The sequence below is a fragment of the Paenibacillus sp. FSL R7-0340 genome (assembly GCF_038002205.1).
Classification (GTDB): Bacteria; Bacillota; Bacilli; order Paenibacillales; family Paenibacillaceae; genus Paenibacillus; species Paenibacillus polymyxa_B.
In genome coordinates this window covers 3,970,676-3,994,279 of sequence record NZ_JBBOBY010000001.1, presented here as the reverse complement: position 1 = coordinate 3,994,279, position 23,604 = coordinate 3,970,676, and the positions used below count along the sequence as shown (strand labels likewise).

20 protein-coding genes are annotated in these 23,604 nt (G+C 46.0%); all 20 read left to right on the top strand.

Annotation, left to right across the window (positions count from 1 at the left end; all coding sequences use genetic code 11):
* Positions 1-6: 6 nt before the first annotated feature.
* The 20 genes from MKX59_RS17410 to dapA all read left to right on the top strand — a co-directional run bounded on the left by MKX59_RS17410 (position 7) and on the right by dapA (position 23,538).
* The gene (locus tag MKX59_RS17410; protein ID WP_053325267.1) at positions 7-4,323 is read left to right on the top strand and encodes a PolC-type DNA polymerase III; all 4,317 of its coding nucleotides are present in this window, start codon (positions 7-9) and stop codon (positions 4,321-4,323) included.
* A gap of 312 nt (positions 4,324-4,635) precedes the next feature.
* Complete coding sequence (gene rimP, locus MKX59_RS17405; RefSeq protein ID WP_013309926.1) at positions 4,636-5,097, top strand: ribosome maturation factor RimP; 462 nt, start codon at positions 4,636-4,638, stop codon at positions 5,095-5,097.
* Between the two features lie 100 nt (positions 5,098-5,197).
* Positions 5,198-6,295: a transcription termination factor NusA gene (gene nusA, locus MKX59_RS17400; protein ID WP_013309927.1), complete on the top strand. Its 1,098-nt coding sequence runs from the start codon at positions 5,198-5,200 to the stop codon at positions 6,293-6,295.
* Positions 6,296-6,318: 23 nt separating this feature from the next.
* Entirely contained in the window at positions 6,319-6,627 is a 309-nt protein-coding gene (gene rnpM, locus MKX59_RS17395; RefSeq protein ID WP_007430067.1) for an RNase P modulator RnpM, read from the top strand.
* A complete protein-coding gene (locus MKX59_RS17390) occupies positions 6,620-6,943 on the top strand; it encodes a L7Ae/L30e/S12e/Gadd45 family ribosomal protein (protein WP_025720915.1) in 324 nt (107 codons plus the stop codon). The genes rnpM and MKX59_RS17390 overlap by 8 nt, the downstream gene beginning before the upstream one ends.
* The gene (gene infB, locus MKX59_RS17385) at positions 6,936-9,491 is read left to right on the top strand and encodes a translation initiation factor IF-2 (RefSeq protein WP_028542714.1); all 2,556 of its coding nucleotides are present in this window, start codon (positions 6,936-6,938) and stop codon (positions 9,489-9,491) included. Before MKX59_RS17390 ends, infB begins: the two co-directional genes overlap by 8 nt.
* A 20-nt stretch (positions 9,492-9,511) precedes the next feature.
* The gene (gene rbfA / locus MKX59_RS17380) at positions 9,512-9,862 is read left to right on the top strand and encodes a 30S ribosome-binding factor RbfA (protein WP_010346342.1); all 351 of its coding nucleotides are present in this window, start codon (positions 9,512-9,514) and stop codon (positions 9,860-9,862) included.
* 51 nt (positions 9,863-9,913) lie between these two features.
* Positions 9,914-10,891, top strand: coding sequence for a DHH family phosphoesterase (locus MKX59_RS17375; protein ID WP_023988218.1), 978 nt, complete (start codon positions 9,914-9,916; stop codon positions 10,889-10,891).
* Entirely contained in the window at positions 10,888-11,823 is a 936-nt protein-coding gene (gene truB / locus MKX59_RS17370; protein WP_023988219.1) for a tRNA pseudouridine(55) synthase TruB, read from the top strand. The genes MKX59_RS17375 and truB overlap by 4 nt, the downstream gene beginning before the upstream one ends.
* 58 nt (positions 11,824-11,881) lie before the next feature.
* Positions 11,882-12,820 (top strand): bifunctional riboflavin kinase/FAD synthetase, encoded by a 939-nt coding sequence (locus MKX59_RS17365; protein ID WP_023988220.1) that lies wholly within the window; start codon positions 11,882-11,884, stop codon positions 12,818-12,820.
* A 132-nt stretch (positions 12,821-12,952) separates the two neighbouring features.
* Positions 12,953-13,222 carry a 30S ribosomal protein S15 gene (rpsO, locus tag MKX59_RS17360; protein WP_007430074.1) on the top strand — a complete coding sequence of 90 codons (270 nt, stop codon included), beginning with the start codon at positions 12,953-12,955 and terminating at the stop codon, positions 13,220-13,222.
* Positions 13,223-13,436: 214 nt separating this feature from the next.
* The gene (gene pnp, locus MKX59_RS17355; RefSeq protein WP_071558858.1) at positions 13,437-15,539 is read left to right on the top strand and encodes a polyribonucleotide nucleotidyltransferase; all 2,103 of its coding nucleotides are present in this window, start codon (positions 13,437-13,439) and stop codon (positions 15,537-15,539) included.
* Between the two features lie 230 nt (positions 15,540-15,769).
* Positions 15,770-16,774, top strand: coding sequence for a polysaccharide deacetylase family protein (locus MKX59_RS17350; RefSeq protein ID WP_179085422.1), 1,005 nt, complete (start codon positions 15,770-15,772; stop codon positions 16,772-16,774).
* A 66-nt stretch (positions 16,775-16,840) separates the two neighbouring features.
* On the top strand, positions 16,841-18,106 hold the full coding sequence (locus MKX59_RS17345) for a M16 family metallopeptidase (RefSeq protein WP_023988223.1): 1,266 nt from the start codon (positions 16,841-16,843) through the stop codon (positions 18,104-18,106).
* Positions 18,084-18,530 carry a dUTP diphosphatase gene (dut, locus tag MKX59_RS17340; RefSeq protein WP_013309936.1) on the top strand — a complete coding sequence of 149 codons (447 nt, stop codon included), beginning with the start codon at positions 18,084-18,086 and terminating at the stop codon, positions 18,528-18,530. The genes MKX59_RS17345 and dut overlap by 23 nt, the downstream gene beginning before the upstream one ends.
* A 184-nt stretch (positions 18,531-18,714) precedes the next feature.
* The gene (gene dpsA, locus MKX59_RS17335) at positions 18,715-19,614 is read left to right on the top strand and encodes a dipicolinate synthase subunit DpsA (protein WP_028542709.1); all 900 of its coding nucleotides are present in this window, start codon (positions 18,715-18,717) and stop codon (positions 19,612-19,614) included.
* Positions 19,611-20,204, top strand: coding sequence for a dipicolinate synthase subunit B (locus MKX59_RS17330; RefSeq protein ID WP_023988226.1), 594 nt, complete (start codon positions 19,611-19,613; stop codon positions 20,202-20,204). The genes dpsA and MKX59_RS17330 overlap by 4 nt, the downstream gene beginning before the upstream one ends.
* 134 nt (positions 20,205-20,338) lie before the next feature.
* Positions 20,339-21,376 (top strand): aspartate-semialdehyde dehydrogenase, encoded by a 1,038-nt coding sequence (locus tag MKX59_RS17325; protein ID WP_340858677.1) that lies wholly within the window; start codon positions 20,339-20,341, stop codon positions 21,374-21,376.
* Positions 21,377-21,399: 23 nt separating this feature from the next.
* Positions 21,400-22,617 (top strand): aspartate kinase, encoded by a 1,218-nt coding sequence (dapG, locus tag MKX59_RS17320; protein ID WP_013309940.1) that lies wholly within the window; start codon positions 21,400-21,402, stop codon positions 22,615-22,617.
* A gap of 39 nt (positions 22,618-22,656) precedes the next feature.
* On the top strand, positions 22,657-23,538 hold the full coding sequence (gene dapA, locus MKX59_RS17315) for a 4-hydroxy-tetrahydrodipicolinate synthase (RefSeq protein ID WP_340858676.1): 882 nt from the start codon (positions 22,657-22,659) through the stop codon (positions 23,536-23,538).
* Positions 23,539-23,604: the final 66 nt, after the last annotated feature.

Here is a 23,604-nt window from a genome sequence, read left to right as displayed (position 1 = left end):
AGAGCCATGGGCGGAGCTGAAGAAAAGAGAAAGCGGCTGGAACTGCTGATGAAGCAGGTTGTGATGCCGACGGGAGTGGTTGAACCTTATTTTTTGGACGGTTGGATTGATCAAGTGGAGATTAGCCGTACCAATAAGGATTGGAATATCACTATTGCCAAGGAGACACTGGTCCCCGCTCAGGTGTATCGTACGTTCTGTATTCAAGTACAGGAAAAAATGAGTCACATCGCAAAAATTACGTTCCGTTTTCAGTATAGTGAGCAGATTCAGCCAAGTGATATCATTAGTGAATACTGGAAACTTTTTCTAGAGTGGGTACATCGTGAGATTCCTTCTGTTAACGGTTGGTTGAATCGGGCTGTGCATGAGTGGGAAGACGGTCTATTATTGCTAACGATGAGCGACAGTATGTCATTGGAACTGGCGCGTAAAAAGCAGATAGATCAAGCTATCATCAAATTTTACAATAAATATTTCGGGCTCTCTATGCGCATTAAAGTCCAGGTGGGTGAAAGTAACCAGGAGGCATTACAGCAATTCCAAGAGAAGAAGATGCAGGAAGAACGCGAAGTTATTCAGCAGATGATGGAAAGTATGGAATCCGAAATGCCGCCTTTGGACGAAGAAGAAGGAGACGTACGGCTTCAATTTGGTTATGACATCAAAGAACCGGCTGTTCCGATGCAAGATATTCAGGACGAAGAAAAGAAAGTCACCTTACAGGGGACAATCTTCGGTTTGGATAGTAAAGAATTGCGCAATGGCAGTACGTTGTTTACGTATTATTTGACCGACTTTAGTGATTCCCTGCAAATGAAAATGTTTGCTAAAACTAAAGAAGATCTGAAGATCCTCAGTTTGTTGGCTAACGGGAAATGGGTCAAAGTGCGGGGGCGAGTTGAATATGATCGTTTTATGCAAATTCCCGAGCTGGTTATGATTCCTTCCGATCTAGTTGAAGTACAGGCTCCACCCACACGTAAGGATAAGGCAGAGGAAAAACGGGTTGAGTTCCATCTACACACAAAGATGAGTGCAATGGATGCTGTCGCCTCGATTGATCAATACGTCAAAACAGCCGCCAAATGGGGGCACAAAGCGATTGCGGTCACCGATCACGGTGGTGTGCAATGCTATCCTGACGCAGCAAAAGCAGCAAAGAAAAACGGAATTAAAATGATCTACGGTATTGAGGCCAACGTGGTTAATGATGCCGTTGAGGTTGTAATGCAGGCACAACCATTAAATTTGAAAACAGCGACTTATGTCGTTTTTGATATTGAAACCACCGGTTTATCGGTTACACAGAATAAAATTATTGAGATTGCGGCTGTAAAAATGCATGATGGCAAAGAAGTTGATCGTTATGCTACCTTTGTCAATCCGCATGAGCGTATACCCTACAATATCCAGCAACTGACCAACATTAACGATGAAATGGTCAAGGATGCGCCGGATGTAGAACCTGTTATGAAGGAGTTTGTAGCTTTTGCTGGCGATGCTGTATTGGTTGCCCATAATGCGCGATTTGATGTCGGCTTTATCCAGGCCACCCTTCGAAATATGGGTTTGCCTGAAATGACCAATCCGGTACTGGATACGCTCGAACTGGCTCGTTTACTGTTTCCAACTATGAAAAACCACCGTCTGAATACGCTGACGACCAAATATAAAGTGGCGCTCGAAAGCCATCACCGGGCCATTGACGATACAGTCGCACTGACTGAAGTGCTGAATGGCTTGCTGAATGATGCGGAACAAATTAAGGGTTTAAAAATGCTCGATCGTCTGAATGATTATGTGGGTAAGGATTTATCGACCGTTCGTCCTTTTCACTGCTGTATTTATGCCCTCAACCCGATTGGTAAAAAAAATCTGTACAAGCTGGTTTCGATGTCTCATACCGAATATTTCAAGCGTGTGCCTTGTATTCCTAAATCAAAATTGTCAGAAATGAGAGACGGATTGCTTATTATTTCTGGCTGTGAAAAAGGAGAGTTCTTCGAGGCTGTGTTGAACAAGTCCGAGGAAGAGGCCGAGGAAATTGCACAGTTTTATGATGTGTTGGAGATTCAGCCTTTGACAATGTATATGCATCTAGTGGAAAAGCAATTGGTAAGTGGGCCTGATGCTCTGAAAACGGCGATACGCAAAGTATGCGAAATTGGTCGGCGACTTGATAAGCCCGTAATTGCCACAGGTAATGTTCACTATTTGGAAACTCGCGATAAGCTGTACCGTGATATTACGATACACGGCATTACGGGATTTAGCCCGCTAAAAGATATTCGTAAGCCAGATGCGCATTTACGCACCACAGACGAAATGCTGGCAGAATTCGAGTTTTTGGGCGAGGAGAAAGCCTATGAAGTCGTTGTGAAGAATACCATTGAGCTGGCGGATCGGTTTGAGGAGCTGGAGCTGTTCCCTGACAAGCTGTTTACACCTTTGCTGGATGGGGCGGACGAGGAAATCCGCAACACTTGCTACGAGACGGCTAAATCCATCTATGGTGAGGAATTGCCCGAGGTGGTTGTAGCCCGCCTTGAAAAAGAACTGGAGCCGATTATTAAATACGGTTTCTCTGCCAATTATCTCATTTCCGAGCGTCTGGTTAAAAAGTCTAATAAGGATGGATATCTGGTAGGTTCACGGGGTTCTGTTGGATCTTCTGTGGTCGCTACCTTTCTCGGAATTTCCGAGGTTAATCCACTGCCTGCACATTATATTTGTGGTAATCCTGAATGCAGACATAGCGAATGGATTTTGGACGGTAGTGTGCCGAGTGGATTTGACTTGCCAGACAAAAACTGTCCGAACTGTGGTGGCAAATTGAAGGGTGAGGGACAGGATATTCCGTTTGAAACGTTTCTTGGGTTTAAGGGAGATAAAGTTCCCGATATTGACTTGAACTTCTCTGGCGAATATCAGCCTGTCGCACATAACTATACGAAAGTATTGTTTGGTGAGAAAAGTGTATTTCGTGCTGGAACCATAGGTACAGTTGCCGAAAAAACTGCTTTTGGCTTTGCAAAGAAATATGAAGAGGCGCATCATAAAAAATGGCGTGGGGCTGAGCTGAACAGGCTGGCTTCGGGCTGTACAGGGGTCAAACGCAGTACCGGGCAACATCCAGGCGGAATTGTCGTTGTTCCCGATTATATTGAGGTCGAGGATATTACGCCGGTACAGTATCCCGCCGATGATACAAGCTCAGAATGGAAAACAACGCATTTTGATTATCACGCTTTTGATGCGAATTTACTCAAACTCGATATTCTGGGTCATGATGATCCGACCATGATGAGGATGCTTCAGGATTTGACCGGTGTCGATCCTACGACCATTCCAATGAATGATCCTAAGGTGATGAGCATGTTCAACTCCACGGAGGCGCTCGGTGTAACACCCCAGCAAATCCGCACGCCTGTAGCAACCTATGGTGTACCAGAGATGGGGACGAAGTTTGTACGCCAAATGCTAGTAGAGTCGCAGCCAAGTTCTTTTGCTGATTTACTGCAAATATCCGGACTGTCTCACGGCACGGGCGTATGGCTGGGGAATGCACAGGAACTGATTAAGAATAATACCTGCAACATCAAGACTGTAATTGGTTGCCGTGACGATATTATGCTGTTTCTGATTTACAAGGCAGGGATGGACGCAGGTCTGGCCTTTAAAATTACGGAGAGCGTACGTAAAGGTAAGGGGCTTAGTGCTGAATGGATTGAGGAAATGAAAAAATGCAAAGTGCCACAGTGGTACATTGATTCTTGTCTGAAAATCCAGTACATGTTTCCGAAGGCGCATGCTGCAGCCTATGTTATTTCAGCAGTGCGCACAGCGTACTTTAAGCTGTATCATCCGATTGAATATTATGCGACTTACTTTTCAGTACGTGCAGCCGATTTTGATATTGAGCTGTGCTGTCAGGGATATGATGCAATCGCGCGGAAGATTGTCGAAATCGAGCAGCTCGGCTTTCAGGCACCGCCCAAAGAAAAAGGGATGCTTCCGATCCTAGAAATGGCTCTGGAAATGACGGCTCGCGGGTTTAGTTTTAAATCCATTGATTTGTACCGTTCCGAAGCTACACGCTTCAAGGTCGATGGAGATTCACTCATTCCGCCATTCGGAGCTCTTCAGGGAATTGGAGACAATGCAGCACGTAACATCGCAGCCTCCCGTGAACAGGGTGAATTTTTGTCTGTCGAGGATTTTCAACAAAAATCGAAGGCAAGTAAAACCATTGTCGAAATGCTATCCCAGTTGGGATGCTTTCGAGGTCTGCCAGAGAGTAATCAGCTGTCTCTGTTTTAATCCGAACTACAGTAGTCAAGCTCTGGCACTTGTCACATAACTATGGTTATGTTATAATTTTTTTGGTAATCATGGAGATAAAACCGTTGCTAAAAGAGTGGGGAAACCCACTCTTTACTGTTTGATATACAGTTACAACGTGAAAAGGTTATTTTTGGGCACGAAACCGGTACGCCGGTTTATTTGCAGTGAGCCCGAAATGAACATTACATCAAATGAAAATGAAAATGCCGGTGATGGAGAAGCATTGTCCATGGCAATAGGGCGTCTTTTTTTCACCACAGGAAAGTTCACTTTTGGAGGTTATAATCTTTGAGCACACCAAAGATCAAATCAGTAGTAGAAGAAATGGCCCAACCTTACCTCGATGAGCATGGTTTTGAACTGGTCGATGTCGAGTATGTCAAAGAGGGCAGCAATTGGTTTCTTCGCGTTTTTGTAGACAAAGACGGAGGAATTGATCTGGACGACTGCAGTATGATCAGTGAATATCTGGGTCAAAAGTTGGATGAAAATGACCCTGTTTCTACAGCATATTTTCTGGAAGTGTCTTCACCAGGCGCCGAAAGACCGCTGAAAAAAGCGGAGGACGTTACTAAAGCGGTAGGCAAAAACGTATTCGTTACTACATACGAGCCGATCAACGGCCTGAAGGAATTCGAAGGTCGTTTGCTTTCTTTTGAAGATGGGGAACTCACCGTTCAAAGCGGACAAAAGAAGCATGTTATACCTTATGACAAGGTAGCTGGTGCAAGGCTCGCGATCATATTTTAATTCAGATTTGACTGTTGCTGTTTGACATGTACTACATGTTTTTTGCCTCGTGTGCCGACCAGTACGCAGGTGCATCATTTGAAAGGGGGAGCAGTAATCCATGAGTATGGATTTTATTGAAGCAATGAACGAGTTGGAAAGAGAAAAGGGGATCAGCAAGGATGTGCTGTTTGAGGCCATTGAAGCAGCCTTGATTTCCAGTTACAAACGGAATTTCAACACCGCACAAAATGTGCGTGTTGATATGAACCGCAACTCGGGAGTCATTAAGGTATATGCCCGCAAGCTGATCGTTGAGGAGGTATTGGATCCTCGCACCGAGATTTCGTTGCCTGCGGCCCGTGAGATTAACCCGCATTTTCAGTTGGAAGATATCGCTGAAATTGAAGTCACACCACGTGATTTTGGACGGATTGCTGCACAAACTGCGAAGCAGGTCGTGACCCAGCGTATCCGCGAAGCGGAACGGGGACTGATCTACAACAAGTTTGTGGACAAGGAAGAGGATATTGTGACAGGAACTGTACAGCGCCAAGACCCACGTAATATTTATATTGATCTTGGTAAGGTGGAAGCGGTTCTCCCGTTAGGTGAATTGATGCCTAACGAGAAATTTAGCCATCTGGATCGAATTAAGGCTTATATCACCAAGGTAGAAAACACAACCAAAGGACCGCAAATTATGCTGTCCCGATCACATCCGGGTCTGCTTAAGCGTTTGTTCGAACTCGAAGTGCCTGAAATTTTTGATGGTGTTGTAGAGATTCGTTCCGTAGCGCGTGAAGCAGGCTTCCGTTCTAAAATCGCGGTTCATTCCCGTAACGCCGAGGTTGATCCGGTCGGCTCTTGTGTGGGTCCTAGAGGTACACGTGTACAGACCATTGTAAATGAGCTGCGTGGCGAAAAAATTGACATTGTACGTTATTCCGATAATGTTGATGAATACGTGGCTAATGCGCTGAGTCCATCCAAGGTGCTCGAAGTGCAAGTGTTTGAAGAAGAGAAAATGGCGCGTGTTATTGTGCCTGATTATCAGCTTTCTCTTGCTATTGGTATCAAAGGGCAAAATGCTCGCCTTGCTGCTAAGCTTACGGGCTGGAAAATTGATATTAAGAGTGAAACACAGGCGGAGGAAGAACTCGGCAGACCGAGAACATCCACCGATGAAATGCATCAGGATTCCGTTTCTGTAGATTAAGCGGAGTGTAGGGGGGTTAATGCATGAAACAGAGAAAGATACCTTTGCGCAAATGTGTGGCCTGTCATGAAATGATGCCAAAGAAGCAGTTGATCCGTGTCGTCAAAACCCCTGAAGACGAAGTATTGATTGACTTGACTGGCAAAAAGTCGGGACGCGGCGCTTACTTGTGCGGCAAAGCCGCCTGCTTCAAGCTGGCTCAAAAGAGCAAGGCACTGGATCGAGCATTGAAGCACTCGGTTCATCCTGATATTTATGAGCAGCTAAGTCGTGATTTTGCTGCCGTCGAGGAAGAATTCCTGGCGGCACAAGGCAGCGTGCAGGATGAATAAGGCGCTGTCTGGATTGGGTCTTGCCATGAGAGCTGGCAAGCTGCTAACAGGTGATGAGATCGTTTTTAAAGCGATCAGGTCTTCAGAAGCCAAGCTGGTCATTCTTGCGAAAGATGCTTCAATGAATACTCAAAAGAAATTCCGCGACAAATGCGGGACGTACAAAATCCCCTTATTGATAGGATTTGACCGGGAAAGCTTGGGAAGCAGTATCGGCAAACCTGAACGGGTTGTGCTGGCTGTGACGGATCAAGGATTCGCGAAATTGATCAAGAAACATGCGGGGATAATGTCGGAGGTGGAGTATATTGAGTAAACAAGAAAGCAAAGACAAAGTGCGGGTATACGAATACGCCAAATCGTTGAACATGAGCAGCAAAGAAATTATCACCATTCTTAAACGGCTGGATATTCCCGTGAACAACCATATGAGCGTCATGGAACATGATGCCGTAGGTAAAGTGGAAAGTTTTTTTAAGAATATTAAATCCAATGCTGCGGCCAAGCAAGGCGGAGCAGGTACGGCGCAAGTAAGCTCGAATCAGGCCGGTTCAAGCCAGAATAGTAATCATTCAACTGAGCAAACCAAAAATCAACAGGAAAAGCAGGTAAGTATGAATAGGACAAACAACAACCAAAACAGTAACCGAAGTAGCGCTCCAAAAGCGCAAAGCAGTCAGCAGGGCGGTCAAAACCGCAGTCAACAAAGTACTAGCAGACCCACTGGTCAGCAAAGTACACAGAACCGCAGTAATGGTCAACAACAGGGAGGACAACAGCGTCCCGGCGGTAACACAGGTTCGCGTCCTCAAGGTAACCAAAGCACTAACTCACGCCCTCAGGGAAGTAGTCAGGGTGGTACGGCTGTAAGAACATCATCCTCCACAGGTAGCAACAATGCGAACCGTAGTGGTGGCAACCGTACAGGTAGTAACTCCAGCAACGGTGGTAACCGTTCCGGTCAAGGACGTTTTGACGATAACCGTCAAGGCGGCGGACGCGGTGGTAACGGTGGTCGTGGAGGCAATAATCGCGGCGGCAGCAATCGTGGCGGGAAATTTAACAATCGTGGTAAAGGTCAACAACAGGAGCGTCGCGAGAAAATCGACAACACGCCTAAGAAAATTATTGTGCGTGGTGAGATGACCGTAGGCGAAACAGCCAAGCTTCTTCATAAGGATGCGTCAGAAGTCATCAAAAAGCTGATTGTGCTCGGAACAATGGCGACCATCAACCAGGAACTGGATATGGATACCATCCTCTTGCTTGCCGGAGACTTTGGTGTCGAGGTAGAAGTGAAAATTCCTGTCGAAGAAGATCGTTTTGAAACCGTGGAAGAAAATGATGATCCTGCGGATCTCAAAACACGTCCACCGGTTGTAACGATTATGGGTCACGTCGATCACGGTAAAACAACTTTGCTGGATGCCATTCGCTCAACTAATGTAACCGGTGGCGAAGCTGGCGGTATTACACAGCATATTGGTGCATACCAAGTTGAAATTAACAGCAAAAAAATCACTTTCCTGGATACACCGGGTCACGAAGCCTTTACTGCTATGCGTGCACGTGGTGCCCAAGTGACAGATATGACGATTATCGTGGTTGCAGCTGACGACGGTGTTATGCCACAGACGGTCGAAGCTATTAACCATGCGAAGGCGGCAGGTCTGCCAATTATCGTAGCTGTGAACAAGATCGACAAACCGGATGCCAACCCGGATAAAGTGAAGCAAGAACTCACTGAATATGAATTGGTACCTGAAGAGTGGGGCGGCGATACAATTTTCGTCAACGTTTCCGCGAAACAAAGAATGGGTCTGGAAGACCTGCTCGAGATGATTCTGCTCGTAGCTGAAGTGAATGAGTACAAAGCGAACCCGAACAAACGGGCACGTGGTACCATCATCGAGGCAGAACTTGATAAAGGTCGCGGTTCTGTAGCCCGTATCCTCGTTCAGAACGGTACACTGAAAGTCGGCGATGCTTTCGTAGCGGGTAACTGCTTCGGACGTGTGCGTGCCATGGTCAACGATAAAGGTCGTCGTCTTAAGGAAGCAGGTCCTTCCACTCCAGTTGAAATTACTGGTTTGACAGAAGTTCCACTTGCTGGCGATCCATTCATGGTGTTTGAGGATGAGCGCAAAGCTCGTGCTATTGCTGATAGACGTGCGATCACGCAACGCCAATCTGATCTGGGCAGTAATACCCGTGTAACACTGGATGACCTGTTCCAACACATCAAGGATGGCGAAATGAAGGATCTGAACGTCATTATTAAAGGTGACGTACAAGGTTCCGTCGAAGCGTTGAAAGGTTCCTTGAACAAGATTGAAGTCGAAGGTGTGCGCGTTAAAATTCTTCACAGTGGTGCAGGAGCAATCACCGAATCCGATATTATTTTGGCAGCAGCTTCCAATGCTATTGTCATTGGTTTTAATGTTCGTCCGGATAACCAGGCGAAATCTACAGCGGAAGCTGAAAAAGTGGATATTCGTCTACACCGTGTCATTTACAATGTCATTGAAGAAATAGAGCAAGCCATGAAGGGCATGCTGGATCCTGAATATAAAGAAAATGTGATTGGGCATGCTGAAGTACGTAACGTATTCAAAGTTACTAAAGTCGGTACGATCGCTGGTTGTATGGTGACATCCGGTAAAATTACCCGTTCAGCAGAAGCACGCCTGATTCGTGATGGCATCGTCATTTTTGAAGGTAAAATCGACTCACTGAAACGCTTTAAGGACGACGCAAAAGAAGTTGCCCAAGGTTACGAATGCGGTATTACCCTTGATGGCTATAATGATGTTAAGGAACTCGACATTATTGAAGCGTTCGTCATGGAAACAGTGGAGCGCTAACGGCAGAGAGGTGAGCATCCATGGCTAAAATACGTACAGGTCGAGTTGGCGAGCAGATCAAGAAGGAGCTAAGCCAACTCATACAAACTGAATTAAAAGACCCCCGCATCGGTTTTATCACGGTAACGGGTGTCGATCTTACAAATGATTTGTCCCAAGCGAAAATATACTTGAGCGTGCTCGGGGATGAAGAACAAAAAAATTCTTCCCTGAAGGCATTGGACAAAGCGAACGGTTATCTTCGTTCTGAACTCGGCAAACGGATACGGCTGCGCCATATTCCTGAGTTGATTTTCAAAATTGACGAATCTATTGCTTACGGTAGTCGAATTGAAAAACTGCTGAGTGATATCGACAAGGATGAAAAATAAAACTTTTAGTTTGTCTGAAGGAACCATGAACTGAATGTAAAGGAGAAGGCAATGCATACCTATGAACAGGCGCTTCAACAAGCGAAGGAATTTATTCTGGAGCATGATGATTACCTGATCGTATCGCATGTACAGCCGGACGGAGACGCAGTCAGCTCCACCGTAACGGTGGGCTGGCTTCTCTCATGTCTGGGGAAGAAATTTACCATGCTAAATGAGGGACCTATTCCCAAGCGTATGGATTTTTTATGGCATGCCGATGAGATTATGGATATGAGCCAGCAACCGCCAGAACGGAAATACAACCGGATCATTTGTGTAGATTGTGCGGATTACCGTCGTGTTGGTTTGACAGAGCAGTTTTTTACGGAAGATGCCATTATCCTGAATATTGATCATCATCCAACGAATGATGCGTATGGTACAGTTAATGTGATTAAATCGGATGCTGCGGCAACAGCAGAAATTCTTTTTGACCTACTGAAAGAGTTCGCAGTAACTTGGGATGTCGAAATAGCTACGGCTTTATATACAGGGTTGCTAACGGATACAGGAGGTTTCCGTTACTCCAACACTTCACCGAAAGTGATGTCTACTGTGTCACAGCTACTTGCTTACGGTGTAGATGGTCCATCTTTATCCGAGAAATTGCTCGAGGAGATGACTTTTCCACAAATGAAGGTGCTGACAAAAGCATTGCAGACGCTCACGATGTCGGAGGATGGAAAAGTTGCTTGGGTCGTAGTATCACCTGACGACATGACGGAATGTGGCGCTGTAAATGAGGACTTGGAAGGCATTGTGAATTATCCAAGAAATATTCGTGGAGTTGAGGTAGGCATTTTCTTTAAGGTTATTAATGATCAAGCGGTCAAGGCCAGCTTGAGGTCGGCAGGAAATGTTGATGTAGCTGCGCTGGCTCAATCATTTGGGGGCGGTGGACATGTACGTGCAGCTGGCTGCCGTCTAGAGGGTAAGCTGGGAGATATCATTGAGACAGTTGTAGGGCGGGTGAAGTCTGAGCTATGAACCCGATAAAGAAGGAACAGGCAACTTGGGAAGGCGTTCTACCTGTCTATAAACCTGCTGGATTTACCTCTCATGATGTGGTGGCCAAGGCTCGCCGTTTATTAGGTATGAAGCGAATCGGACACACTGGAACGCTTGATCCGCAAGTAACCGGTGTTTTGCCCTTGTGTCTGGGACGTGCCACCCGTGTGGTGGAATACATGCAAGAGCGGCCCAAGGAATATCGGGCTACACTGCGATTAGGAATTGCTACGGATACCGAAGACCTGACTGGGAAAATCACGGAAGAGAGTGAATGTCCAGTAGAGGTGACGGAAGTGGAAGTCAAAGCGGTTTTGAAACGTTTTGTTGGTACGATTTCCCAAGTGCCTCCAATGTTCTCCGCGCTAAAAGTGGATGGCAAACGTCTATATGAACTGGCTCGAGAAGGCAAAACCGTGGAACGCAAAAGTCGTGAAGTGAGCATTTACGAGTTGGAAATGACGGGATTCGCGGAGACGGGGGCGTATGTGGATATTTCTTTTCGTGCCTTATGCTCCAAAGGTACTTATATCCGTACACTATGTGTTGATATTGGTCGTGAATTAGGATATCCTTCAACGATGGTTAAGCTGGAGCGAACCATGTCTGCGGGAATTCCTGCGGAACGTTGTCTGACTTTCGAAGAGATAGAGCGTTTCGTAGCGGATGGTAGTCTTGGAGAGCGACTTATTACAACGGATCAGGCGATTGACTATATGCCTGAGCATATAGTGGCTGAAGCCAAGGTAACTGCGGCTCTGCAAGGCCAACGTCTGTCGCTGAATATGATTTCACCACCTGTGACGGACAACCAGCCCTTCCGTTTGTATAAAGAGGATAAAACGTTTTTAGGCATATATGGTCGGGATGAATCAGACGCGATCGCTCCCATTAAAGTTTTTTTACCTTGAATTGTGCTATAATTTTGACGAAGTTAGTCAAATGATGTGAAATGCAGGTGAATTAATAATGATTACCGTATCGTTATCTTATCCATTGAGTGATGAGCTTTTGCAGCAATGGGGACGTCCACAGGTCACGGCGATCGGTCAGTTTGATGGTCTTCATCTGGGACACGCAAGCGTGATACGTAAGGCCGTTGCGCTGGCTCGTGAACAGCAAGTGCCGGTATCTGTCATGACATTTCATCCTCACCCAAAGGAAGTCATGAAAAAAGGCGATTATGAAGGTTATTTAACACCGCTTGCGGACAAGCAGACTATTCTGGCTGATATGGGTGTGGACGTACTTTATATTTTGAGTTTTAACGAAGAATTTTCTAAGGTCAGCCCTGAGGCGTTTATAAGCGATGTGCTGCTTCCGTTGCAAATTCGAACAGCGGTAGTAGGCTTTGATTTTCGGTTTGGCCACCGGGGAGCCGGGCATGAGGATACCCTCCGTAAGCTGGGAGGAGAGCTGATGTCTGTACACACCGTATCACCGTTCGAACTGGATGGGGACAAGGTGAGCAGTTCTGGCATTCGCCGTGCTTTACAGAACGGGGATATAGCACATGCCTCTCGCTGGTTGGGACGTCCTTATCGTATCCAAGGTACTGTAATGGATGGAGAGAAGCGCGGACGTACGATCGGTTTTCCGACCGCTAATCTCAAACTGGATGATACCTACGTGATTCCGATCAAGGGTGTATACGCTGTACGGGCGCTTGTAGGCGATCGTTGGATAAATGGTGTAATGAATGTAGGGGTTAAGCCTACTTTTCATGAAGGTGTGCTGAATCCGTCGTTTGAGGTACACCTATTTGATTTTAATCAGCAAATTTATGGGAATTCTGTGCTTGTGGAGCTTCACCATTACATCCGCCCTGAACGCAAATTCTCTTCGGTGGATGAGCTGATCAGCCAAATTGGCAATGACGCACAAACGGCTAAAAAGCTGTTAGGCTAATTTATTTACATAAGACAGGCGCTGTGTTATACTGACTTATGTTGTGTAAACAACGATGAACCTTAGCTTGGTTGTCCGCTTTCACCGGCGGCTACGAGGCTAATGGCGATTATAATGAAGGAGGTGAACAGGATGGCATTGACTCAAGAGCGTAAACAGCAATTGATCGAGGAGTACAAAACTCATGAATCCGATACAGGATCACCAGAGGTACAAATCGCTATCCTTACTGAAAACATCGTCAACTTGCAAAGTCACTTTCGTTCGCACAAGAAAGACCATCACTCCCGCCGCGGGTTGTTGAAAATGGTCGGTCAGCGTCGTAAACTTTTGGCTTACCTGAAGAAGACTGATGTTAAACGTTACAGTGCGTTGATCGAGCGTCTCGGACTGCGTCGTTAATTTTCAGACATGTAATGAGAAAAGAAGCCTGGTTGTTCACCGCTTGTCCCTGCTAAGGCGACGGCGGACAGCAGCCGGGTTCTTTTTTGAAATGAGGAATCTTTTTTTGAATTACATATCCTGATTTGTCTGCTAGCTTCTTATGAATAAGCCCTGCGCAGGAAATACTGGATATGTATAGAACTTTTACAATGAAATGAAATGGAGGGATACCATGGAGCAACGCGTAGAAATGCAGCTCGGCGGAAGAAAGCTGGTGCTGGAAACAGGACGTCTTGCGAAACAAGCCAATGCGGCAGTTAAAGTGAGCTACGGAGAAACAGTTGTGCTTTGTACCGTGACCGCTTCCCGTGAACCGAAAGATTTGGACTTTTTTCCCCTGACCGTAAACTATGAGGAAAGATTGTATGCTGTAGGGAAAATTCCTGGCGGATTTATTAAACGTGAAGGACGTCCGAGTCAAAAAGCGATTTTGTCGAGCCGTTTGACAGACCGTCCAATTCGTCCATTGTTCCCGGAAGGTTTCCGGAATGATGTACAGGTGTTGAACCTGGTTATGAGTGTCGATCAGGATTGCGAACCTGAAATTGCAGCAATGATCGGAACCTCGGCAGCACTTAGCATTTCGGATGTACCTTTTAATGGGCCAATCGGTGGAGTCGCTGTAGGACGTGTAGACGGGCAATTTGTGATTAACCCGGATATTGCACAGCAGAATGCAAGCGATCTGTACCTGGTTGTAGCCGGAACGAAAGATGCCATCATGATGGTAGAAGCCGAGGGCAATGAGATTCCAGAGGAAGTTATGCTGGAAGCTATTATGTTCGGTCATGATGAGATTAAGAACATTGTGGCAGTCATTGAACAATTGGTGCAAGTAGCAGGTAAAGAGAAAATGCAGGTTAAACTGCATGCTGTTGATGAAAAAGTGAACAGTGAAGTACGTGCTTATGCAGCTGAACGTTTAATGGAAGCTGTTAAAATTGCAGAAAAACACGCCCGTCAAGAGGCGATTGATGCAGTCAACGAAGAGACAGTTGCTCATTTTGAATCACAATACATAGAGACACCTGAGCTTTTGAGCGACGTGAGCGAAGTTCTCTATGATATCGTCAAGGAAGAAGTACGTCGTCTGATCACGCATGATAAAGTGCGTCCTGATGGTCGTAAGCTTGACGAAATTCGTCCGATTGAAAGCGACACTAGCATTTTGCCGCGTACTCATGGTTCGGGCTTATTTACACGCGGTCAAACGCAAGCACTTAGCATTTGTACACTTGGTGCATTGGGTGATGTACAAATTTTGGACGGTATTGATTTGGAAGAAACAAAACGCTTCATGCATCATTACAATTTCCCGCCATTCAGCGTAGGTGAGGCTCGTCCTTTGCGTGCGCCAGGCCGTCGTGAAATCGGACATGGTGCTCTTGGTGAACGTGCACTTTCCAAAGTGATTCCTTCCGAAACTGAATTTCCATACACCATCCGTTTGGTTTCCGAGGTACTGGAATCGAATGGTTCGACTTCACAAGCTAGTATTTGTGCAAGTACACTGGCTATGATGGATGCAGGTGTACCGATTAAAGCTCCGGTTGCAGGTGTAGCGATGGGATTAATCAAGGATGGAGACCATGTTTCCGTATTGACTGATATCCAAGGGATGGAAGACCACCTGGGCGATATGGACTTTAAAGTTGCTGGTACCGCGGAAGGCGTAACTGCCATTCAAATGGATATTAAAATTAACGGTATTGACCGCCAGATTTTACAGGATGCGCTCAAGCAAGCTAAAGAAGGACGCTTATTCATTCTTAGCAAAATGATGGAAGCGATCCAGAAGCCACGTGAGCAGTTGTCTCAGTATGCTCCAAAAATTATGACGATGCACATTAACCCGGACAAAATCCGTGATGTTATTGGAGCTGGTGGTAAAATCATCAACAAAATCATCGAAGAAACCGGCGTGAAAATCGATATTGAACAAGATGGTCGTGTGTTCATCGCTTCCACAAATCAAGAGATGAATGAAAAAGCACGTTCCATTATTGAGGGTATCGTAAAGGAAGTCGTGGTCGGTGAGATTTACATCGGTACAGTAAAACGGATTGAGAAATTCGGTGCATTTGTTGAAATTTTACCGGGCAAAGATGGTCTGGTTCATATTTCTCAACTGTCTACTGAACGTGTAGCCAAGGTTGAAGATGTAATTGCTATTGGGGATACAATTACGGTGAAAGTAACCGAAATTGATCAACAAGGTCGTGTCAATCTGTCCCGTAAGGCTGTTCTGACTGCAGAAACACCTGCAAAATCCTAGGTACCTGCATGTTGCAGACTAGAAAGGCAGGAGTAGCTTTTCGTATTAACAGTACAAGGGATTTGAATAGCATTGTTTAAGCTTTTGGAAAGAGGCAGAGCTACGTTTCTGGCTCTTTTTTCATACATATGCACAAGCTGCGCCAAAGTAGGCTTCTAGAGGCTACTGCGTCATAGTTCTTGTCCTCCCCGCATACAATGTGGACAAACGGGCGGGAGGATGAAGGAATCATGAGTAGGGCAAAAAGAGCAGTGTGGGTGGTAGCCAGTTTAGCCATCACACTGGTAATCGGACAGTTTAGCGGGGTTCGTGACTTCGCTAATCAATTACGCAATGGAGACGCTACAGGAGTTGGGGAGCCTAAAGCTGAAACAACGATGGCGATGGCGGCTTTACCCGATAATGCGCTTATGCAGCGACTAAGAACAGAAGCAGCCCGTCAGCGGCGGGAACCAGTTGATGCCAAGATCGACAGGGTATGGAAGGCTATTCCAGGCTATAACGGACTGGAGGTTGATTTGGATGCTACCTATCGCAAAGCGATTGCATCTCCGGATCGACCCATTCAATATGTATATCGGCAATTGGCACCTAAAATACATTTAAATCAGCTTGGTAATGTTCCAATTTACAAGGGGAATCCCGAGAAGCCAATGGTATCCTTCATGATCAATGTAGCATGGGGGAATGAATTTATCCTGCCAATACTGAACACGCTGGATCAGGAAAAGGTCAAGGCTACATTTTTTCTTGATGGAAGTTGGCTGAAAAAAAATCCTGAACTCGCCAAGGAGATTCAAAAAAGAGGACATGAGCTTTCGAATCATGCTTACTCTCATCCGAATATGAGCCGTCTGAGTCGGGCCAGAGCCACACAAGAAATTGAAAAGACACAAGAGCTTCTTCAAGAAACTTTGGGCGTCAAAAATAACTGGTTTGCCCCTCCATCGGGCGATTTTAATCAGCAAACGGTGGATATAGCAGCAGAACGTGGGCTCAAAACAGTGTTGTGGACATTGGACACTGTAGATTGGAAACATCCGTCACCGGAATCGGTGATTAACAAAATCAGTAGTAAGGTTGAATCAGGCACACTGATATTAATGCACCCAACAGATTCCTCAGCGGCTGCTCTCAAAGGCATGATCCATGCCATTCGTAGTAAGGGACTTGTGCTCGGAACTGTCAGTCAGACACTTTCCCCTGATCGACAGCTACCTGCTCTGGTTGAGTGAACGTCTTTTTTCTGTTAGGATTGAACATTATGGCTAAGTATGCAATTCAGTTTAGGAGGGCCAATCGTGGAAAGAATTCAACTCAAAAACGGCCTAAGAGTGGTCATTGAAAAAATTCCAACCGTGCGTTCTGTTTCTTTCGGTATCTGGGTTAAAACCGGCTCCCGAAATGAAACGCCGGACAATAGCGGTATTTCTCATTTTATCGAACACATGCTTTTCAAAGGAACAGAGCGTTTTAACGCTAAGGAAATCGCTGAGCAATTCGATGCCATCGGAGGAAATGTTAATGCTTTCACTTCGAAGGAATATACATGCTATTATGCCAAGGTGTTGGATGAGCATCTACCGATCGCAGTTGATGTGCTGTCTGATATGTTTTTTAATTCCAAACTAGATCAGGAAGAATTGGCAAAAGAGAAGAATGTGATTTTGGAGGAAATCTCCATGTACGAGGATACACCGGATGATATGGTGCATGATCTTGTATCTCGCGCGGCCTATGGTGAACATCCACTGGCTTATCCGATTCTCGGAACCGAAGATCACCTGCTTGCTATGGATAGCTCACATCTCAGCCATTATATGAGGGAGCATTATACAATCGACAATACAGTTATCAGTGTGGCTGGTAATGTTGATGATCGCTTGGTAGAATTGTTGGAGCGACATTTTGGACATTTTGATAATCATGGAACCGTTTCGCCGCTGACAGTACCTGCGTTTAACGGTGAGCTGTTGTATCATGAGAAAGCAACGGAGCAAAATCATATTTGTTTATCCCTGCCTGGATTTGCAACGGGTGACGAACTCCAGTATGCTATGGTTTTGCTGAATAACGCGATCGGCGGCGGCATGAGTTCACGTTTGTTTCAAGAAATTCGGGAAAAGCGTGGACTGGCTTATTCGGTCTATTCCTATCATAGCTCCCATGCGGACAGTGGTATGTTCACGATCTATGCAGGTACGGCTCCTAAGCAAACAAAGGACGTGCTGGATTTGACGCTGGAGCTTTTACGAGATGTGGCTGTCAACGGTTTGGACGCTAATGAGCTTCGTAAAGGTAAGGAGCAATTAAAAGGAAGTTTGATTTTAAGCCTTGAAAGTACAGGTAGCCGGATGAATCGGCTTGGAAAAAATGAATTGATGCTTGGTCAGCATTATACGCTGGATCAAATGATCGAGCATATCGAGCAAGTGACGGCAAATGATGTGAATAAAGTGCTGGATCGGATGTTCTCGGAGCCGTTTGCCCTGTCGATGGTGGGAGCGAGTGATTCAGCGGTAAAGGATATGAGGAGGGACTATTTTGTTAACTTACGTGGAAATTAACAGACTCGCGGGCAATGAAGATATTGAGCTGCCCCGCAAAATGTCAGAGCTTGCATCAGGGTTTGACTTGTATGCAGCAGTACAGGAAAATCTGGTACTGGAACCCGGCAAACGTTGCCTCGTTCCAACTGGATTTGCAATAGCTATGCCAGCGGGATTGGAGGCACAGATCCGTCCGCGAAGTGGACTGGCTCTTAAGCATGGTATTACTTGTCTCAATACACCGGGAACGATTGATGCGGATTATCGTGGGGAGATTAAGGTACTTCTTATTAATTTGGGCGAGGAATCGTTCACGATTACGCGCAATGAGCGAATTGCACAAATGGTATTTCAGGTTGTACCTGAGGTAGAGCTGAAACAAGTAGACCAATTATCTGAAACAGTGCGTGGTGCTGGAGGCTTTGGCCATACAGGACGCTGAGGTTATGGTTGGTTTGCGATGTACGAATGTCTATTTTGTAAAATCTTCAAATTTCTTGCTTAAGAGTAAGCATGCAAATAAAGGTCGCCTCATAAAGGGGCGGCTTTTTTTTGTGTTTTTTCACCCCTCTCCGGGCACTCGCATAGACTAAAAGCATATCGTGTCTCGGAAAGGAGTGATCCGGATGCTAACAGGAATACGCGTCGTTGTTTTGGGTGGCGATGCGAGGCAGCTTGAGGTAATCCGCAAATGTGTGGACATGGATGCTACCGTCAGTGTGGTCGGTTTTGACAAGCTTGAAGTACCACTCAAAGGAGTGACACTAGAACCAATGTCTGTCAAGCTGCTGGAATCGTCAGACGCACTGATTTTGCCGGTGGTGGGATGCGATGAGGAAGGCAACGTAAATGCACTTTTTGGAGCACAGAAGCTCCAGTTTCTGAATGAGCATGCTGCTGCTCTTCCACCGCATTGTGTTGTATATACAGGGATGGCGCGGACGTACTTAAAAGAAATTTGTACCAGACATGAGTTAAAGCTGGTAGAGCTGCTGGAGAGAGATGATGTGGCCATATACAACTCTATACCTACGGCCGAAGGCGCACTGATGATGGCCATTCAGCATACCGATTTTACGATTCACGGTGCAGATTGTATGGTTCTAGGCATGGGACGGACTGGATTTACCATGGCAAGGGCACTACAGGGGTTGGGAGCCAGAGTGAAGGTTGGAGTACGGCGGGCAGAGGATGCAGCGAGAGCCGTGGAAATGGGTTGGAAGCCTTTTATGACAAGGGATTTAGCGCAAGAGACAAAGGGAGTTGACTTGATTTTTAATACGATACCCTCTATGATTATCACAGCGCAAATCCTGTCTAAATTGCCATTGAGCACCGTGATTATAGATCTTGCTTCCGCCCCGGGCGGATGTGATTTCCGTTATGCGGAAAAGCGTGGAATCAAGGCTATGCTTGCCCCTGGTCTTCCCGGTATTGTTGCTCCCAAAACTGCTGGTGCCATTATAGCGAATACGCTGGTGCAGTTGTTAATGGAAGATAATCCTGATCGGGGGGATGCACAATGAGTTGGCAAGGGAAAACAGTAGGTTATGCAATTACAGGCTCACATTGCACATTTGAAGAGGTAATGCCTGTTATACAGCGCTTTGTTGATGAGGGTGCGAAGGTCATTCCTATTATATCCAATACAGTACTAACAACGGATACTCGCTTTGGTACTTCGCAAAGTTGGCAAAAACAGTTGAAAGATATAACAGGGAATGATATCATTTCTACAATTGTGGAGGCTGAGCCACTGGGTCCCTCCCAAATACTCGATGTGCTGGTGATTGCACCTTTGACGGGGAATTCAATGAGTAAGTTAGCGAATGCGATGACAGACAGTCCGGTTTTGATGGCTGCCAAGGCGCAATTGCGCAACGGTCGTCCACTTCTTTTAGCCATATCTACTAATGATGGACTGGGTCTAAATGCTGCCAATATCGCCAAATTACTCGTAGCCAAAAATATCTTTTTTGTGCCGTTCGGACAGGACAATCCAGTTAAAAAGCCGAACTCGCTTGTAGCTAACATGGAGTTGATTCCCGAGGCTGCTTATGAAGCATTGCAAGGTAAACAGCTTCAGCCGATGATTGTGGAACGCAAGACCCCATGAAGTACTATAGTTAACTGCTGAGCATCCCTCGCCTAGAAGATGATTCGATATTGTATCGAGTCTAATTTCTTGTTGGCGGTGGATGCTTTCAGAATAAAAAATGGTTTTTTAGTCGAGAAGGGGAGATACACCAGATGAGCAATAGAAAGTTTAATGTAGCTGTCGTTGGAGCAACAGGCGCTGTAGGAGAACAGATCGTAAATCTGCTGGAAAAACGGGATTTTCCTGTGGACAAAATCAAATTTCTTTCTTCGCCTCGTTCTGCCGGCACGTTAATTAGCTTTAAAGGTCAGCAAATTCCAGTAGAGATTGCTACCCCCGACAGCTTTGAAGGAATCGACATTGCTTTGTTTAGTGCAGGTGGAGACGTAAGTAAGGAATTGGCGCCGCATGCTGTTCGTCATGGGGCGGTTTGCATTGACAACACCAATGCATTCCGAATGGATCCGACAGCTCCTCTTGTAGTGCCTGAGGTGAATAGCGACAAAATTGCCGAGCATCAAGGAATTATTGCGAACCCGAACTGCTCCACCATTCAGTTGGTAGCTGCTTTGAAACCATTATATGATCAGTATGGCATTTCTCGTATCATAGTATCCACATACCAGGCCGTTTCCGGGGCTGGAAGCCGAGCTATTGATGAATTGAATCGTCAAAGCGCAGCGATTCTTAACGGTGATGAAGTTCAGCCTGATCTGTTGCCAGTAGGCTCGTTGCCAGTAAAGCATCAGATTGCTTTCAATGCTATCCCGCAAATCGATAAATTCCAGGACAATGGTTATACACTGGAAGAAATGAAAATGGTACGTGAAACGAAAAAAATACTGGGTGACGAATCTGTGGACGTAACAGCAACGTGTGTACGTATTCCTGTTGTATACGGTCACTCGGAATCTGTATATGTAGAACTTAAAAAAGATTATGATTTAGAAGAAATCCGCAATCTGCTGGCTTCGGCACCGGGAGTAACGCTAGTGGACGATCCTGCTGCTCAGCTTTATCCACTGGCATCCGAAGCTGCTGGAAAACCTGACGTATTTGTGGGGCGTGTACGCCGTGATTTGGGCAATAGCCGTGGATTGAATTTGTGGGTTGTATCCGATAATCTGCTCAAAGGAGCGGCATGGAACGCGGTGCAAATCGCGGAAATTATTGCTGCAAACGCGGAGTAACGTTCCGATATGGGGGAAGAATAATGGGTATTTTGGTGCAAAAATTTGGGGGAACCTCGCTGTCCACACCTGAAGCACGTCAACTTGTGCTGGCACATGTGAAGCGGGAGCTGGAGCAAAATCTTCAATTGGTTGTTGTTGTGTCGGCCATGGGGAGAAAAGGAGAGCCTTATGCCACCGACACGCTGCTGGATTGGGCGGCGTCTAACGGCGACAGTCTTCCGAAGCGCGAGCGGGATTTACTGCTGTGCTGTGGTGAAATCATTTCTGCTGCTACATTATGCAGCCTGATGGAGAAGGAAGGTATTCCTGCTACGGTGCTAACTGGGGCACAGGCGGGCTTTATTACGGATGATCAATACGGCAATGCTCGTATTTTGGATATAAAGCCAGACCGTGTTGTTGAAGAGTTGAACCAAGGCAGAGTTGTCATTGTGACAGGTTTTCAGGGACAAACAGCAGACGGTGATATGACCACCTTGGGTCGGGGAGGCAGCGATACGTCAGCTACTGCTCTGGGTGCTGCTCTGCATGCGGATATGGTTGATATTTATACGGATGTGAATGGTATATTAACCGCCGATCCGCGCATTGTGGAAAATGCAAAGCCACTTACACATGTTAGCTATACGGAGATTTGCAATATGGCTCATCAGGGAGCAAAGGTTATCCATCCTCGTGCTGTTGAAATCGCCATGCAGGCTAATATCCCGGTCCGTGTTCGCTCTACCTTCTCCGAAGGAGAAGGTACGTTAGTTACCCACCCGGAAGGCTTTAAAGACGTGCAGGCAGACATCGTAGACCGTTTCGTGACCGGTATTGCGTATGTCGGCAATGTCACTCAGATTAATGTTGAATTAAAGCCGGGTTTGGAGCACTTGCAATTACAAGTATTCAAATCTATGGCTGAACATGGAATCAGCGTTGACTTTATTAACGTAACTCCATCGGGGGCAGTTTATACTGTGTTCGATCATGATGGAAGCAAAGCGGTTGAAGTATTGAATGGTTTGGGTCTAGAACCTAAGATACTGGCCGGGTGTGCTAAAGTTTCTGTCATAGGCGGTGGTATCAACGGGGTACCGGGCATTATGGCGACGATTGTGGAGGCATTGGCAGAATCAGACGTACAGATCCTTCAATCCGCAGATTCCAACACGACGATCTGGGTACTTGTTAAAAAAGAAGATATGGTGCAGGCTGTACGCGCATTGCATAATAAATTTGAACTCCATCAATAGGTGCATTGTCCGTGCTCGGACTTGCAAAAAGGAGGCAGCATGGTGAACTTCGGCAGATTGATTACCGCAATGGTGACACCTTTTGATAAGCAAGGAGAGATTGACTGGACTGCATTGTCCTCGTTGATTGATTACTTAATAGAAGAACAGCACTCAGAGTCACTTGTTGTATCTGGAACAACAGGGGAGTCTCCTACCCTGAGCGATGATGAAAAAATCAAGTTGTTTGCATTTGTTGTAGAAAAAGCAGCTGGACGATGTAAAATTATTGCCGGGACTGGAAGCAACAATACGCGTCACTCTATTCATCTAACCCGTGCCGCGGAGCAGGCAGGAGCAGATGGTGTTCTACTCGTAGTACCATATTATAATAAACCGAATCAGGAAGGGATGTATCAGCATTTCGAAAGTATTGCAAACTCCACATCCCTTCCAGCTATACTGTATAATGTTCCAAGCCGTACTGGAGCGAGTCTAACAGCTGAAACAACGCTGCGTCTTGCACAAATTCCGAACATTGTGGGAACCAAAGAATGTGCATCACTTGCGCAGGTCACACAGATTGCAGCGGCAGCGCCAGAAGGTTTTCTGGTTTATTCCGGGGATGATGCTTCTGGGTTGCCTGCTATGGCTGTAGGTGCTTATGGTATTATCAGCGTAGCGAGTCATGTGGTAGGTGCTGAAATGAAGCAGATGATCGATTCACTTGTAGGAGGACACTCGCAGGAGGCAGCCAAGTTGCATCAGCAGTTGTTCCCGATTTTCAAGGGTTTGTTTGGCTGTCCTCATCCTCTGCCTAATCCGGTGGCAGTAAAATATGCATTGGAATTACGGGGGATTAAGGTAGGTTCGGTTCGGTTGCCACTCATTCCTCCAACTGAGGATGAAGCGGAATTTATTAAGAAATTATTTACCCGCTAAAGAGAAATAGGAATATAAGCTGTTAATTAATACTAAGGTGTATCCTTGTTAAGGGCAGTCGGTAGG